14 protein-coding genes are annotated in these 14,970 nt (G+C 63.2%); 5 read left to right on the top strand and 9 right to left on the bottom strand.

Annotated elements, in window-relative coordinates:
• Positions 1-85: 85 nt before the first annotated feature.
• The 5 genes from rng to mreB form a co-directional block, all read right to left on the bottom strand.
• Entirely contained in the window at positions 86-1,543 is a 1,458-nt protein-coding gene (gene rng / locus ACIP02_RS08930; RefSeq protein ID WP_201198720.1) for a ribonuclease G, read from the bottom strand.
• Positions 1,544-1,597: 54 nt separating this feature from the next.
• Positions 1,598-2,230, bottom strand: coding sequence for a Maf family protein (locus ACIP02_RS08925; protein WP_400615342.1), 633 nt, complete (start codon positions 2,228-2,230; stop codon positions 1,598-1,600).
• 32 nt (positions 2,231-2,262) lie between these two features.
• Positions 2,263-2,751 (bottom strand): rod shape-determining protein MreD, encoded by a 489-nt coding sequence (gene mreD / locus ACIP02_RS08920; RefSeq protein ID WP_400615340.1) that lies wholly within the window; start codon positions 2,749-2,751, stop codon positions 2,263-2,265.
• The gene (gene mreC / locus ACIP02_RS08915; protein WP_400615735.1) at positions 2,751-3,803 is read right to left on the bottom strand and encodes a rod shape-determining protein MreC; all 1,053 of its coding nucleotides are present in this window, start codon (positions 3,801-3,803) and stop codon (positions 2,751-2,753) included. The genes mreD and mreC overlap by 1 nt, the downstream gene beginning before the upstream one ends.
• 166 nt (positions 3,804-3,969) lie before the next feature.
• Positions 3,970-5,007 (bottom strand): rod shape-determining protein MreB, encoded by a 1,038-nt coding sequence (mreB, locus tag ACIP02_RS08910; RefSeq protein ID WP_003255163.1) that lies wholly within the window; start codon positions 5,005-5,007, stop codon positions 3,970-3,972.
• A gap of 205 nt (positions 5,008-5,212) precedes the next feature.
• Between mreB and gatC the strand changes: the two genes are divergently transcribed.
• From gatC to ACIP02_RS08885, 5 genes are all read left to right on the top strand, one after another.
• A complete protein-coding gene (gatC, locus tag ACIP02_RS08905; protein WP_400615337.1) occupies positions 5,213-5,500 on the top strand; it encodes an Asp-tRNA(Asn)/Glu-tRNA(Gln) amidotransferase subunit GatC in 288 nt (95 codons plus the stop codon).
• Between the two features lie 15 nt (positions 5,501-5,515).
• Entirely contained in the window at positions 5,516-6,967 is a 1,452-nt protein-coding gene (gene gatA / locus ACIP02_RS08900; RefSeq protein ID WP_400615335.1) for an Asp-tRNA(Asn)/Glu-tRNA(Gln) amidotransferase subunit GatA, read from the top strand.
• Between the two features lie 11 nt (positions 6,968-6,978).
• Positions 6,979-8,424 (top strand): Asp-tRNA(Asn)/Glu-tRNA(Gln) amidotransferase subunit GatB, encoded by a 1,446-nt coding sequence (gene gatB / locus ACIP02_RS08895; RefSeq protein ID WP_400615333.1) that lies wholly within the window; start codon positions 6,979-6,981, stop codon positions 8,422-8,424.
• Between the two features lie 127 nt (positions 8,425-8,551).
• Positions 8,552-8,926 carry a septal ring lytic transglycosylase RlpA family protein gene (locus tag ACIP02_RS08890; RefSeq protein WP_400615330.1) on the top strand — a complete coding sequence of 125 codons (375 nt, stop codon included), beginning with the start codon at positions 8,552-8,554 and terminating at the stop codon, positions 8,924-8,926.
• 60 nt (positions 8,927-8,986) lie between these two features.
• Entirely contained in the window at positions 8,987-10,030 is a 1,044-nt protein-coding gene (locus ACIP02_RS08885) for a calcium/sodium antiporter (protein WP_400615733.1), read from the top strand.
• Between the two features lie 331 nt (positions 10,031-10,361).
• On the opposite strand, the gene ACIP02_RS08880 is transcribed toward ACIP02_RS08885, so the two are convergent.
• The 4 genes from ACIP02_RS08880 to ACIP02_RS08865 all read right to left on the bottom strand — a co-directional run bounded on the left by ACIP02_RS08880 (position 10,362) and on the right by ACIP02_RS08865 (position 14,770).
• Complete coding sequence (locus tag ACIP02_RS08880) at positions 10,362-11,723, bottom strand: amino acid permease (protein ID WP_400615328.1); 1,362 nt, start codon at positions 11,721-11,723, stop codon at positions 10,362-10,364.
• 56 nt (positions 11,724-11,779) lie between these two features.
• Positions 11,780-12,721: an AEC family transporter gene (locus ACIP02_RS08875; RefSeq protein ID WP_201198706.1), complete on the bottom strand. Its 942-nt coding sequence runs from the start codon at positions 12,719-12,721 to the stop codon at positions 11,780-11,782.
• Between the two features lie 232 nt (positions 12,722-12,953).
• Positions 12,954-13,514: a response regulator transcription factor gene (locus ACIP02_RS08870; protein WP_400615326.1), complete on the bottom strand. Its 561-nt coding sequence runs from the start codon at positions 13,512-13,514 to the stop codon at positions 12,954-12,956.
• The gene (locus ACIP02_RS08865; protein WP_400615324.1) at positions 13,514-14,770 is read right to left on the bottom strand and encodes an ATP-binding protein; all 1,257 of its coding nucleotides are present in this window, start codon (positions 14,768-14,770) and stop codon (positions 13,514-13,516) included. Before ACIP02_RS08865 ends, ACIP02_RS08870 begins: the two co-directional genes overlap by 1 nt.
• Between the last annotated feature and the right edge of the window lie 200 nt (positions 14,771-14,970).

Genomic DNA, 14,970 nt, shown 5'->3' with positions numbered 1-14,970 from the left:
CGTGGCCCTCCAAGTCGTTTATCCATGATGGCCCGTCGCGCAGGTTTTGCCAGCGCGACGATGCAGCCGCGTGTTTCAGAAGGCCTCAGAGCAGCACCACGTCGTATTGTTCCTGCGAATACATCGACTCGACCTGGAAGCGAATGGTTCGACCGATGAAGGCCTCCAGTTCTGCGACGTTGCCCGACTCTTCATCCAGCAGGCGGTCGACCACCTTCTGGTTGGCCAGCACACGATAACCTTCGGCCTGGTAGGCGCGGGCTTCACGCAGGATTTCGCGGAAAATTTCGTAGCAGATGGTCTCGGGGGTTTTAAGCTTGCCGCGGCCCTGGCAGGCCAGGCATGGCTCGCACAGCACCTGTTCCAGGCTTTCCCGCGTGCGCTTGCGGGTCATCTGCACCAGGCCCAGCTCGGTAATGCCGATGATATTGGTCTTGGCGTGATCGCGCTCCAGCTGTTTTTCCAGGGTGCGCAGCACCTGGCGCTGGTGCTCTTCATCTTCCATGTCGATGAAGTCGATGATGATGATGCCGCCGATATTGCGCAGTCGTAATTGCCGGGCGATGGCAGTGGCGGCCTCGAGGTTGGTCTTGAAGATGGTCTCTTCGAGGTTGCGGTGGCCGACGAAAGCCCCGGTGTTGACGTCGATGGTGGTCATCGCTTCGGCCGGGTCCACCACCAGGTAGCCGCCGGACTTCAACGGTACCTTGCGCTCCAGGGCACGCTGGATCTCGTCCTCGACGCCGTACAGGTCGAAGATCGGGCGTTCGCCAGGGTAATGTTCGAGGCGGTCGGCGATTTCCGGCATCAGTTCGCCGACGAACTGCGTGGTCTTCTGGAAGGTTTCCCGCGAGTCGATGCGGATTTTCTCGATCTTCGGGTTGACCAGGTCGCGCAGGGTTCGCAGGGCCAGGCCCAGGTCTTCATAAATGACCGTAGGTGCACCGCAGGTCTTGATCTGGGTGCCGATCTGCTCCCACAGGCGACGCAGGTAGCGGATGTCCTGAAGGATTTCCTCGGCACGCGCGCCCTCGGCCGCAGTACGCAGGATAAACCCGCCGGCATCCTTGATGTTTTCGCTCTCCATACAGTTGCTGACCACCTGCTTGAGGCGCTCGCGCTCGGCTTCATCCTCGATCTTCAGCGAAATGCCGACATGGCTGCTGCGCGGCATGTACACCAGGTAGCGCGACGGGATCGACAGCTGGGTGGTCAGGCGCGCGCCCTTGCTGCCGATAGGGTCCTTGGTCACTTGCACCACCAGGGCTTGGCCCTCGTGCACCAGTGCCGTGATGTTCTCCACCGCCGAACCTTCGCGCTGGGAGATTTCCGAGGCATGGATGAACGCTGCACGCTCCAGGCCAATGTCGACGAAGGCCGCCTGCATGCCTGGCAGCACACGTACCACCTTGCCCTTGTAGATATTGCCGACGATGCCACGGCGCTGGGTGCGCTCGACGTGCACTTCCTGCAGTACCCCGTTTTCCACCACCGCCACGCGTGACTCCATCGGCGTGATGTTGATCAGGATCTCTTCACTCATGGCAGGCTCTCGTCAAAGGTTTTTTCTAATGATGGATGGCGTAAGCAATGCTGGCTACTGCGGGTTTGTTACCTCAGGCGTATGCGCGAGCGACTGCCAGCAGGCGATGCCGAACTGGCCAAGCAAATCGGCCGTTTCACTGAGCGGTAAGCCGACCACTGCCGAGTAACTGCCGACAAGGCCGGTGACGAACACCGCACCCAGGCCCTGGATGGCATAGCTGCCGGCCTTGTCGGCAGGCTCGCCGCTGGCCCAGTAGCGTTGCGCTTCGTCAGCGCTGATCGCGCGGAAACTTACTTTGCTGGTGACACACAGGCTGTGCACGCGCTGGCCATCGTCAAGGGCAACTGCCGTCAGTACCTGATGCTCACGGCCTGACAGGTCAGCCAGCATGGCCAGGGCATCTTCGCGGTTTTCCGGCTTGCCGAGAATACGACCATCGAGCACCACCGCAGTGTCTGCGCCAAGCACCACAGCGTGCCCCTCCGGGGCCTTCGCGGGCACGCCCAGGCTGGCCAGGCCGGCAGCCGCCTTGGCCCGCGCCAGGCGCTCGACGTAGGCCGGGGCGCTTTCGCCGGGCAGTGGGGTTTCATCGATGGGGGCGCTGACGAGGCTGAACGGCACGCCGATCTGGGTCAGCAGTTCACGACGGCGGGGCGAGCCGGAGGCCAGGTATAGCGGGTTCATGCAGACATCTCCCTGTCAGTGGCGTATCGCCGTCAGTTGATACGCAAGCGGCGGCGCAGGTCGCGCAGGGCGAAGCTGATCCACGGCCAGAGCAAGGCACTGATCACCGCTGACCAGACCAGCGCCAGGGTCGGCAGGCGGTTGCCGGTCAGGGCGCTGAGCCACAGCTGGATCAGCTGGGCGATACCGAAGATCACCAGGATGACCAGGCTTTGCTGCCACATGGGGAACATGCGCAGGCGCTGCTGCAGCGACAACACCAGGAAAGTGATGAGGGTAAGGATCAGTGCGTTCTGCCCCAGCAGCGTGCCGTACAGCACGTCCTCGGCCAGGCCCAGCACGAACGCCGTGGTCATGCCGACCTTGTTCGGCACCGCCAGGGTCCAGAACGACACCAGCAAGGCCAGCCACATGGGCCGGAACACTTCCATGAACTGCGGCATGGGCGAGACGCTAAGCAGCAGGCCGATGGCGAAAGTCAGCCAGATGACCCAGCCATTGTTGCGGCGTGATGCAGCCATCATTGTCTCCGGGGGGGAACGGGGGCAGCAGGTGCGGCAGCCGGGGCTGCGGGCTGCGCGGCCGGGGTAGCCGGGGTGACCGGAGCTGCCGGGGTGGCCGGCGCGGCAGGTGTAGCCGTCGCTGGCGTTGCCTGCTCGCCACTGGTGGCCGGCTGGCCGACAGTCGCAGCGCCCTTGCGGTCAGCCTCTTCCTGGGCGATGGCCGCCTCCGTGGCGCGCTGCTCCGGGGTACGCCGGTCACTGAACACCAGCAGCATGTAGCGGCTGCGGTTGAGCGCGGCGGTGGGGATGGCGCGAACGATGGCGAACGGCTGGCCAGAGTCGTGGATCACCTCGTTGACCGTGGCCACCGGGTAACCGGCCGGGAAACGCTGGCCCATGCCGGAGCTGACCAGCAGGTCGCCTTCCTTGATGTCAGCAGTATCGGCCACATGGCGCAATTCCAGGCGCTCCGGGTTGCCGGTGCCGCTGGCGATAGCGCGCAGGCCGTTGCGGTTGACCTGTACCGGAATGCTGTGGGTGGTATCGGTCAGCAGCAGCACCCGCGAGGTATAGGGCATCAACTCGACCACCTGGCCCATCAAGCCACGGGCATCGAGCACCGGCTGGCCGAGGAACACACCATCACGCTCGCCCTTGTTGATCAGGATGCGGTGGGTGAACGGATTCGGGTCGACACCGATCAGCTCGGCCACTTCGACCTTTTCGTTGACCAGTGCCGAGGAGTTGAGCAACTCGCGCAGGCGCACGTTCTGTTCGGTCAGGGCCGCCAGCTTTTGCAGGCGCCCCTGCAACAGCAGGGCCTCGGTCTTGAGCTTCTCGTTTTCGGCGATCAGCTCGGTGCGGCTACCGAACTGGCCGGCCACGCCCTGCCAGGCGCGCTGCGGCAGGTCAGTGATCCAGTACGACTCCATCAGCACCAGGCCCATCTGGCTGCGCACGGGCTTGAGCACGTCGAAGCGCGCGTCGACAACCATCAACGCGACCGACATCACTACCAGAACGAGCAGGCGAACGCCCAGCGAAGGGCCCTTGGAGAAAAGCGGTTTAATGGGCCGTTCCTCGTGGACGACTCAGGAGGTCATTGGACATGGGACAACGCACCAGCCTGGTTGCGGATTGATGGATACGGCGCCCGGAACGGGCGCCAGCCCGGCACATACAGGTAGCACTGTGCGTACTACCTGTAAACCGGGCGCTCGTGAACAGCGAGCGGGATCACTCGCTGGAGAGCAGGTCCATCGCGTGCTTGTCCATCATCTCCAGGGCGCGACCGCCGCCACGGGCGACACAGGTCAGCGGGTCCTCGGCAACGATCACCGGCAGGCCGGTTTCCTGGGCCAGCAGCTTGTCGAGGTCACGCAGCAGCGCGCCACCACCGGTCAGCACCAAGCCACGCTCGGCAATGTCCGAGGCCAGCTCTGGCGGCGATTGCTCAAGTGCGCTCTTGACCGCCTGGACGATGGTCGCCAGCGATTCCTGCAGCGCTTCAAGCACTTCGTTGGAGTTCAAGGTGAAGGCACGCGGTACGCCTTCGGCCAGGTTACGGCCACGTACGTCGACTTCACGGACTTCGCCGCCCGGGTAGGCAGTACCGATTTCCTGCTTGATGCGCTCGGCGGTGGATTCGCCGATCAGGCTGCCGTAGTTGCGACGCACGTAAGTGACGATGGCTTCATCGAAGCGGTCGCCGCCGACGCGAACCGATTCGGCATAGACCACGCCGTTCAGCGAGATCAGGGCGATTTCAGTGGTACCGCCGCCGATATCGACGACCATCGAACCGCGGGCTTCTTCGACCGGCAGGCCGGCACCAATGGCAGCGGCCATCGGCTCTTCGATCAGGAACACTTCACGGGCACCAGCACCCAGGGCCGACTCGCGAATGGCGCGGCGCTCTACCTGGGTCGATTTGCACGGCACGCAGATCAGTACGCGCGGGCTTGGCTGCAGGAAGCTGTTCTCGTGAACCTTGTTGATAAAATATTGCAACATTTTTTCGCAGACGCTGAAGTCGGCGATGACGCCGTCCTTCATCGGACGAATGGCTGCAATGTTGCCAGGCGTACGGCCCAGCATGCGTTTGGCTTCGGTACCGACGGCGACGACGCTTTTCTGGTTGCCATGGGTACGGATGGCAACAACCGAGGGCTCATTCAGGACGATACCGCGCTCACGCACGTAAATAAGGGTGTTGGCAGTACCCAGGTCGATGGAAAGATCGCTGGAAAACATGCCACGCAGTTTCTTGAACATGGGAAAGTGACCCTGGGGAAAGCGTGGGTAAAAAAGTGCGGCAAACTCTAACAATGGCAGGGATTTTGGGCAAGGAGCCAATATGTTAAATTGGCTGTTTTTCCGAGCACGCCAGCAGAAATTCGCGGCCGTTAGACCGCCAGAAAGCTGACATGTTCCTCACTGCGGACCCAAATTCCGTTCTTTGTTTCCCTTGGAGATCCTCATGGCGCTTGAACGCTGCGACGTGGAGAAGATCGCCCATCTGGCCCGCCTGGGCCTGAATGATGGCGATTTGCCACGCATTACCGACGCCCTGAACAGCATTCTCGGGCTGGTCGACCAGATGCAAGCGGTTGATACCACTGGCATCGAGCCCCTGGCCCACCCGCTGGAGGCCAGCCAGCGCCTGCGTCCCGACCAGGTCACCGAAAGCAACCAGCGCGACACCTACCAGGCGATCGCGCCATCGACCGAAAGCGGTCTGTACCTGGTTCCCAAAGTCATCGAGTAAGGGATAGAGCCTGCCATGCATCAATTGACCCTGGCCGAGATCGCCCGCGGACTCGCCGACAAGTCGTTTTCCTCCGAAGAGCTGACCGGCGCCCTGCTGGCGCGCATCAAGCAGCTCGACCCGCAGATCAACAGCTTCATCAGCGTCACCGAAGACCTGGCCCTGGGCCAGGCGCGTGCCGCCGACGCCCGTCGCGCCGCCGGCGAGACCGGCGCGCTGCTGGGTGCGCCCATCGCCCACAAGGACCTGTTCTGCACCAACGGCATGCGCACCAGCTGCGGCTCGAAGATGCTCGACAACTTCAAGGCGCCGTATGACGCCACCGTGGTCGCCAAGCTGGCCGAAGCCGGCATGGTCACCCTGGGCAAGACCAACATGGACGAATTCGCCATGGGTTCGGCCAACGAATCCAGCCACTACGGCGCGGTGAAGAACCCGTGGAACCTCGAGCACGTACCAGGCGGTTCGTCGGGTGGTTCGGCTGCGGCCGTGGCTGCGCGCCTGCTGCCGGCCACCACCGGTACCGACACCGGCGGCTCGATCCGCCAGCCGGCGGCACTGACCAACCTCACCGGCCTGAAACCGACGTACGGTCGTGTTTCGCGCTGGGGCATGATCGCCTACGCCTCCAGCCTCGACCAGGGTGGCCCACTGGCCCGTACTGCCGAGGACTGTGCCCTGCTGCTGCAAGGCATGGCCGGTTTCGATGCCAAGGACTCCACCAGCATCGAAGAACCGGTGCCGGACTACAGCGCCAACCTCAACGCGTCCTTGCAGGGCCTGCGCATTGGCCTGCCGAAGGAATACTTCGGTGCCGGCCTCGACCCGCGCATTGCCGAGCTGGTCCAGGCCAGCGTCAAAGAGCTGGAAAAGCTCGGTGCCGTGGTCAAGGAAATCAGCCTGCCGAGCATGCAGCACGCCATTCCGGCCTACTACGTGATCGCCCCGGCTGAAGCGTCCTCCAACCTGTCGCGCTTTGACGGCGTGCGCTTCGGTTATCGCTGCGAAGCACCGAAAGACCTCACCGACCTGTACAAGCGTTCGCGCGGCGAAGGTTTCGGTGTTGAAGTGCAGCGTCGCATCATGGTCGGCACCTACGCCCTGTCGGCCGGCTACTACGACGCCTACTACGTGAAGGCGCAGCAGATCCGTCGCCTGATCAAGAACGACTTCATGGCTGCCTTCAACGATGTCGACCTGATCCTCGGCCCAACCACGCCAAACCCGGCCTGGAAGCTTGGCGCCAAGAGCAGCGACCCGGTCGCCGCCTACCTGGAAGACGTCTACACCATTACCGCCAACCTGGCGGGCCTGCCGGGCCTGTCGATGCCAGCCGGCTTCGTCGACGGCCTGCCGGTCGGCGTGCAGCTGCTGGCGCCGTACTTCCAGGAAGGCCGCCTGCTCAACGTCGCGCACCGCTACCAGCAAGTGACCGACTGGCACACCCGTGCCCCCAACGGCTTCTGAGGAGTTCACACATGCAATGGGAAGTTGTGATCGGGCTGGAAATCCACACTCAGCTCGCCACCCAGTCGAAGATCTTCTCCGGCAGCGCTACCACCTTCGGCTCCGAGCCGAACACCCAGGCCAGCCTGGTTGACCTTGGCATGCCCGGCGTACTGCCGGTGCTGAACCAGGAAGCCGTGCGCATGGCGTGCATGTTCGGCCTGGCCATCGATGCCGAGATCGGCAAGCGCAACGTGTTCGCGCGCAAGAACTACTTCTACCCGGACCTGCCCAAGGGCTACCAGATCAGCCAGATGGACTTGCCGATCGTCGGCAAGGGCCACCTGGACATCGCCCTGGAAGACGGCACCATCAAGCGCATCGGGGTTACCCGTGCGCACCTGGAAGAAGATGCCGGCAAAAGCCTGCACGAAGACTTCAGCGGCTCGACCGGTATCGACTTGAACCGCGCCGGCACCCCGCTGCTGGAAATCGTCTCCGAGCCTGACATGCGCAGCGCCAAGGAAGCCGTGGCCTACGTCAAGGCGATCCACGCCCTGGTGCGCTACCTGGGCATCTGCGACGGCAACATGGCCGAAGGCTCGCTGCGTTGCGACTGCAACGTGTCGATTCGGCCGAAAGGCCAGACCGAGTTCGGCACCCGCTGCGAGATCAAGAACGTCAACTCGTTCCGCTTCATCGAGCGCGCGATCAACAGCGAGATCCAGCGCCAGATCGACCTGATCGAAGACGGCGGCAAGGTGGTGCAGGAAACCCGCCTGTACGACCCGAACAAGGACGAGACCCGTTCCATGCGCAGCAAGGAGGAAGCCAACGACTACCGTTACTTCCCCGACCCTGACCTGCTGCCGGTGGTGATTGAGGACAGCTACCTGGCAACCATCCGTGCCGGCCTGCCCGAGCTGCCGCCGCAGAAGGTCGAGCGCTTCCAGAGCCAATACGGCCTCTCGGCCTACGACGCCAACGTGCTGGCGTCCAGCCGCGAACAGGCGGATTACTTTGAAGAAGTGGTGAAAACCGGTGGCGATGCCAAGCTGGCCGCCAACTGGGTCATGGTCGAGCTGGGCAGCCTGCTGAACAAACTGGGCGTGGAAATCGACCAGGCGCCGGTCAGCGCTGCGCAACTGGGTGGCATGCTGCTGCGCATCCGCGACAACACCATCAGCGGCAAGATCGCCAAGACCGTGTTCGAGGCCATGGCTGCCGGTGAAGGCGATGCTGACAGCATCATCGAGAGCAAAGGCCTGAAACAGGTCACCGATAGCGGTGCGATCGACAAGATGCTCGACGAAATGCTGGCTGCCAACGCCGAGCAGGTCGAACAGTACCGTGCGGCCGATGAAGCCAAGCGTGGCAAAATGTTCGGCTTCTTCGTCGGCCAGGCCATGAAAGCCTCCAAAGGCAAGGCCAACCCGGGGCAGGTGAACCAATTGCTCAAAGCCAAGCTCGAAGGGTGATTCTTTTACCCCCGTAATGCTGCGAGGGCTTCGCCCTCGTTCGCGGCTAAAGCCGCTCCTACAGGGTTGCACTGTACTTGTAGGAGCGGGTTTACCCGCGAATGGCCGCCCCAGGAGAGCACCTGACTTGCTAAAACGATCCCTCGGCACCCTGGCCCTGTTTTCCTTCCTGGCCGGCTGCGCCAGCCATGACGTCGACCCGCGCGGCTATGACCAGACGGGCACCGCTTCCTATTACGGCTCACGCCACCACGGCAAACGCACCGCCAGCGGCGAACCGTTCAACCAGCACGGCCTGACCGCCGCCCACCGCAGCCTGCCGTTCGGCAGCCGCGTCCTGGTTACCAACATGGCCAACCAGCGCAGCGTAGTGGTGCGCATCAACGACCGTGGCCCGCATACCCGCGGCCGCCTGATTGACCTGTCACGCGCCGCCGCAGAAAAAATCGGCATGCTCCGTAGCGGAACGGCGCGCGTGCGAGTACAAGGGCTTAGCGATTGACGCGACAGGAGTCCGACCATTTTCGACCTGGCCACCCTCCCCACCTTTAGCCTGCTGCAACTGGGCATTGCCCTGCTGTTGCTGGTCGGCGGTGCCGAACTGCTGGTGCGCGCAGCCTTGCGCCTGGCGCAGCGCCTGCACGTACGCCCGCTGATCATCGGCCTGAGCCTGGTGGCCTTCGGCAGCACTGCGCCACAACTGACCGTGAGCCTGCAGGCCGCCTACCAAGGCGCACCCGATGTGGCGGTCGGCAGCGTGGTCGGCAGCAATATCTTCAACGTACTGGTCATTCTCGGCCTGGCCGCGCTGATCATCCCCTTGCGGGTGTCACGCCAACTGGTACGCCTGGACATACCCCTGCTGATCGTCGCCAGCGGGCTGGTCTATGCGCTGTCCGCCAACGGCCACCTGGGCCGGGTCGAGGGGGTACTGCTGCTGCTTGGCCTGGCCGGTTACCTGGCCATGCTCTGGCACCAGTCGCGCCACTATGCCCGTACCTACCCTGCCCCGGATGCCGCCCGGGCCAGCGCCGGGCGCTTCTGGACTGGCACGCTGCTGCAGGTGCTGGCCGGCTTTGCCCTGCTGAGCCTGGCAGGCCACTTGCTGCTGGAGGCCGCCACCGAGGTGGCCACCGACCTGGGCCTGTCCGAGCGCATCATCGGCCTGACGGTGGTTGCCATCTGCACTTCACTGCCGGAGCTGGCCGCCGCGTTGATCGCCGCCCTGCGTGGCGAACGGGAGATTGCCGTGGGTACGGTGATCGGCAGCAACCTGTTCAACCTATTGGGCGTACTGGGCCTGACTGCACTGGTGACACCCGAGCCACTGTCGATTTCACCCAATGCGCTGTCTTTTGACCTGCCAGTGATGCTTGGCGTTGCTGTTCTGAGCCTACCGGTGTTCTATTCCGGGTACCGCATCACCCGTGCCGAAGGGCTGGTGTTCCTGTGCTTGTACCTGGCGTACGGCCTGCACGTGGCGGCATTTACCATGGGCTTGCCGCTGGCTGGCCGGCTGGAAAAGTTGATGCTGTTTTATGTGCTGCCGGTGCTTGCGTTTGTGTTGTTGTACACGACGGTGCGGGCATGGCGGCGGCAGCATTGAGGGGTGTAAGGTGAGCGCGTCAGGGCCGCCAGGCGCATGCCTTTACACTTTCATCGCCTGTGAGATCGAGCGCCGCCCGCGCGGCGCTTCGCGGGGCAAGCCCGCTCCCACATCTGTTTCTGGCCAGTTACTCCTATGACATTTGCGCGCGCACCTATGCGTATGGCTCGATATCGAGTCGTACAAACAAGGCGGACAGCGATGGAATTACAGGATTGATTGGCCCGAACAGATGTGGGAGCGGGCTTGCCCCGCGAAGCGCCGCGCGGGCGGCGCTCGATCTCACAGGCGCCGAAAACCTAACGGCATACCCCTCAAGAACAACCCTGACTCAGCCCTTGGCCTGCCGCGCCTTCTTCAACCTGAAAGCCACCCACAACACGGCAATCCACGCCGGGATCAGCATCACCGAAATGCGGATCGGCGGGGTCAGGTACATCACCACCAGGATCAGCACGATGAAGGCCAGGCACAGGTAGTTGGTCAGCGGGTGCCCCAGGCTCTTGTAGAAGGGGGTAATCCCGGCGGCCAGCTTGGCCTTGCGGAACTTCAGGTGCGTAATGCTGATGCTCGCCCAGTTGATCACCAGCGCCGACACCGCCAGCGCCATCAGCAAGCCAAAGGCCTCACCCGGCATCAGGTAGTTGATCACCACACACAGGCCTGTGGCGAACGCCGATACACCCAGCGCCGTCAGCGGCACGCCGCTGCGGCTCACCTTCAGCAACTGGCGTGGCGCATCGCCCTGGCTGGCCAGGCCGAACAGCATGCGGCTGTTGGCGTACACGCAGCTGTTGTACACCGACAGCGCAGCAGTGAGCACCACGATGTTGAGGATGGTTGCCACCAGGTCGCTGTCCAGTTCATGGAAAATCATCACGAACGGGCTACCGCCCTGTACGACCTTCTGCCAGGGGTACAACGACAGCAGCACCGCCAGCGCGCCGATGTAGAAGATCAGGATGCGGTACACCACCTGGTTGGTGGCCTTGGGGATGCTCTGGCGTGGGTTGTCAGCCTCTGCAGCGGTGATACCCACCAGCTCCAGGCCACCAAACGAGAACATGATCACCGCCAGGGCCATCACCAGGCCGCTGACGCCGTTAGGGAAGAAGCCGCCGTACTGCCACAGGTTGGCCACGCTGGCATCCGGGCCGCCGTGGCCGCTGCTCAGCAGCCAGGCGCCAAAGCCGATCATGCTGACGATCGCCACCACCTTGACCAGGGCGAACCAGAACTCCATTTCGCCGTAGACCTTCACCTGGGTCAGGTTGATCAGGTTGATCACCACAAAGAAGATCGCCGCGGTGGCCCAGGTCGGGAACTCTGGCCACCAGTACTGCACGTAGATGCCCACCGCCGTCAGCTCGGCCATGCCGACCAGCACATACACCACCCAGTAGTTCCAGCCCGAGACAAAACCGGCGAACTCGCTCCAGTACTGGTGGGCAAAGTGGCTGAAGCTGCCGGCAACCGGCTCTTCCACCACCATTTCGCCCAGCTGGCGCATGATCAGGAAGGCCATCAGGCCGGCGATAGCGTAGCCCAGCAGCACGGAGGGGCCGGCCAGCTGGATGGTCTGGGCAATGCCCAGGAACAACCCGGTACCGATGGCCCCGCCCAGCGCGATCAGCTGGATATGGCGATTCTTCAGCCCGCGCTGTAACGGCTCGGGCGTGCTCTGGTCTTGCATGAAGTGTCCTTTGGCTCAGTGAGGCAGTGTTGTTGCTGTTGTTTGCAGTCAAGGATCTAGATCCATCCGCCCCACTGCAAGATGAAAATACCGATGTTGGTGGTGATCGCCGCCATTAGCGTGGTAATCACGATGATCGACGCAGCCAGCTGGTGGTTGCCATTGGCCGCCCGCGCCATCACGTAGCTGGCTGCTGCGGTCGGGCTACCGATGTACAGGAACAGGATGCCCAGCTCCGCACCGCGGAAACCGCACAACCAGGCGCCAAGGGTACCCACCAGCGGCAACCAGACCATCTTCACCAGGCTGGCATCGAAGGCCAGCCGGCCACTGTCACGCAGCGCCGCCAGCGACAATGTGCCACCAATGCAGATCAGCGCCAGTGGCAGGGTCATCTGCGCCAGGTAGTCGCCTGAAGTCAGCAGCCAGTTGGGCAGCGGCACCTGGCCGTAGGCCATTGGCGTGGCCACCAGCACGCTGATGATCAGCGGGTTGCTGAAGATGCTCTTGCAAATGCTCCACGGGTCGGACTTGAGGTCCGGGCTGTACACCGCCAGCACCACCGCCGACAGCGAGTTGTACATAAGGATGACCAGGCCGGCGAGCACCGCCCCCAAGGATATACCGTAGTCACCGTACAGGCTGGCAGCCAAGGCCAAGCCGATTACGCCGTTGTTGCCGCGAAACGCGCCCTGGGTATAGATGCCGCGGTCGGCCAGCGGGCTGCGCCAGATGGCCAAGCCCCAGGCTATGGCGAAGCCGACCAGGGTGGCGACGATGAAATAGAGGATGACGCCGGGTTTGACCGCGGCGGCCAGGTCAGCGTGGTAAATGCCAAGGAACAGCAGCGCCGGCATGCACACGTTGAACACCAGCTGCGAGGCGACGCGGTTGAAGTTGTCGTCGATCAGGCGGATGCGTTTGAGCAGTATGCCCATGAACAACATGGCGAAGACTGGTGCCGTGATGTTCAGTGTCTGGATAAGAAGGGCGAGCATGCGCAAGCGATCCTGGAGGGGGTTGCCGTTAGGCGGCTAATGATACGCCAACAGCCGGGATTTGCGGGGATCGCGGAATGTTATAGAGAAATTTCTGTCAGTACCGGCCTCTTCGCGGGTGAACCCGCTCCCACAGGTACCGCGCAGGCGTTGAGGCCTGTGAAATACCTGTGGGAGCGGGTTCATCGAGGCGTCGAACCGCCGCGAAAGGGCCGGCATTGCCAGCAGATAATCAGCGCCGAACCGGCCGCTTCTGCAATTTGCGCTGCAAGGTCCGGCGGTGCATGCCCAACGCCCGGGCAGTCGCCGAGATGTTGCCCTCGTGCTCGTTCAGCACGCGCTGGATGTGCTCCCACTGCAGGCGGTCAACCGACATCGGGTTTTCCGGCACCAGGGTATCCAGGTCGGTGTGTTCCGACAGCAGCGCCGCCAGCACATCATCGGCATCAGCCGGCTTGCACAGGTAGTTGCAGGCGCCGCGCTTGACCGCTTCCACCGCGGTGGCAATGCTCGAGTAACCGGTCAGGATCACCACGCGCATTTCCGGGTCCAGCTCCAGCAGCTTGGGCAAAAGCACCAGGCCGGAGTCGCCGTCCATCTTCAGGTCCAGCGTGGCGTAGTCCGGCAGATCCTGCTGGGCCAGAATCAAGCCTTCCTCGGCCGAACTGGCCGTGCTCACGCGGAAACCGCGGCGGCTCATGGCCCGGGCCATGACCCGGGTAAAGGTGGCATCATCATCCACCAGCAGCAGGTGCGGCAGCTCTTCGCTTTCGACCTGGTTTTCATCGCTCATCATTCATCTCCTCGCTTGCCATAGGGCAGGCGCAGTTCGGTCAGGGTGCCACCCTGTTCATGACTATAGAGTTTCACCGAACCGCCCGCACGGGTCACGCTGGCCTTGCTCAAGAACAGGCCCAGGCCGAAGCCTTTGCCTTTGGTGGTAATGAAGGGTTTGCCGATGGCTTCGGCAATGGCCGGCGGCACGCCGGGGCCATGGTCGCGGATACTGATGACGATGTCCTGGGCGTCCCAGTCCAGGCGCACTTCAAGGTCATCGGGGCAGGCATCGGCTGCATTGTTCAACAGGTTCAGCAGCGCCTGGGTCAGGTCGGGCGGCGGGGTAAGGCGTGGCACCTTGCCGTCGCGCAGGCGCTGGAAGCGGTAGCTGGCTTCCGGGCGCATCAGGTGCCAGCGGTTCAGCGCTTCGTCCAGCCAGGCGGTCACATCCTGCTCCACGATCGCCAGGCGGCGGTTGGCTTCGGCTGCGCGCACCAGCTGCTGCAGGGTCTCTTTGCACAGTTTTACCTGGTCCTGAAGGATCTGCAGGTCTTCCTGTAACAGCGGGTCGGTGTGGTCCTGGCGCATTTCGTTGATCAGCACGCTCATGGTCGCCAGCGGCGTGCCCAGTTCATGGGCGGCGCCGGCGGCCTGGGTGGCCACGGCCAGCAACTGCTCGTCGCGCAGGCTTTCTTCACGCCGCTCGGAACGCAGCTGCTCCTGGCGGCGCAACTCTTCGGCCATGCGCGCAGCAAAGAAGGTGATCACCGCCGCAGCCAGGGCAATACTCAGCCACATGCCGTAGACCTGCATCTTGTCCCGCGCCATCGGCAGGCCTTCGAGCGGGTAGAACTGCACCAGCAGCAGGCTGTAGGCGGTCAGGGCAATACCGGAAAGGATCAGCGAATACAGCCACGGCAGGGTTACCGCAGCAATCGCCAGCGGTACCAGGTAGTACGACACGAACGGGTTGGTCGAACCACCGGAGTAATACAGCAAGGCGCTGTGGATCAGCAGGTCACAGGCTAGCTGCAGGGCGTATTCCATTTCGGTGACCGGTACCGACAGGCGCAGGCGTAGGGCCGTGAAGGCGCACAGCAGCGATGACAACGCCAAGGTGCCGGCCAGCGACAGCCAGGGTAACGGCAGCAGTTCGGTCCAGTAGGCAACGCCCACCGAGCCGGCCTGGGCAGCCAGGACCAGGACCCGGATGACGGTCAGGCGCCACAGGTTCTGGCGGGTAGCGGACAGCGGTTGTACGGCAGCGAGCATGAGCTCTCCTGATGAGTGCTCCAGAAAAATCGGCTGGAGTATACCGAAGCCGGGCGCCCTGCTGCAGCGATGCGGCAAAGCGCCACACTTTGTCACACAGTGATGGTGGCACTTTTGAACCCACTACACTGTTCCCGGTCTGATGGCCCATGCGTGGCATGGATGACCAGAGCCCACGCCTTTTATTGCCAAGGAGTAAC

This window comes from Pseudomonas sp. NPDC089408 (genome assembly GCF_044749445.1).
Taxonomy (GTDB): Bacteria; Pseudomonadota; Gammaproteobacteria; order Pseudomonadales; family Pseudomonadaceae; genus Aquipseudomonas.
Note: the sequence above shows the minus strand (reverse complement) of the source record. Positions and strands in the feature narration are given on the sequence as shown.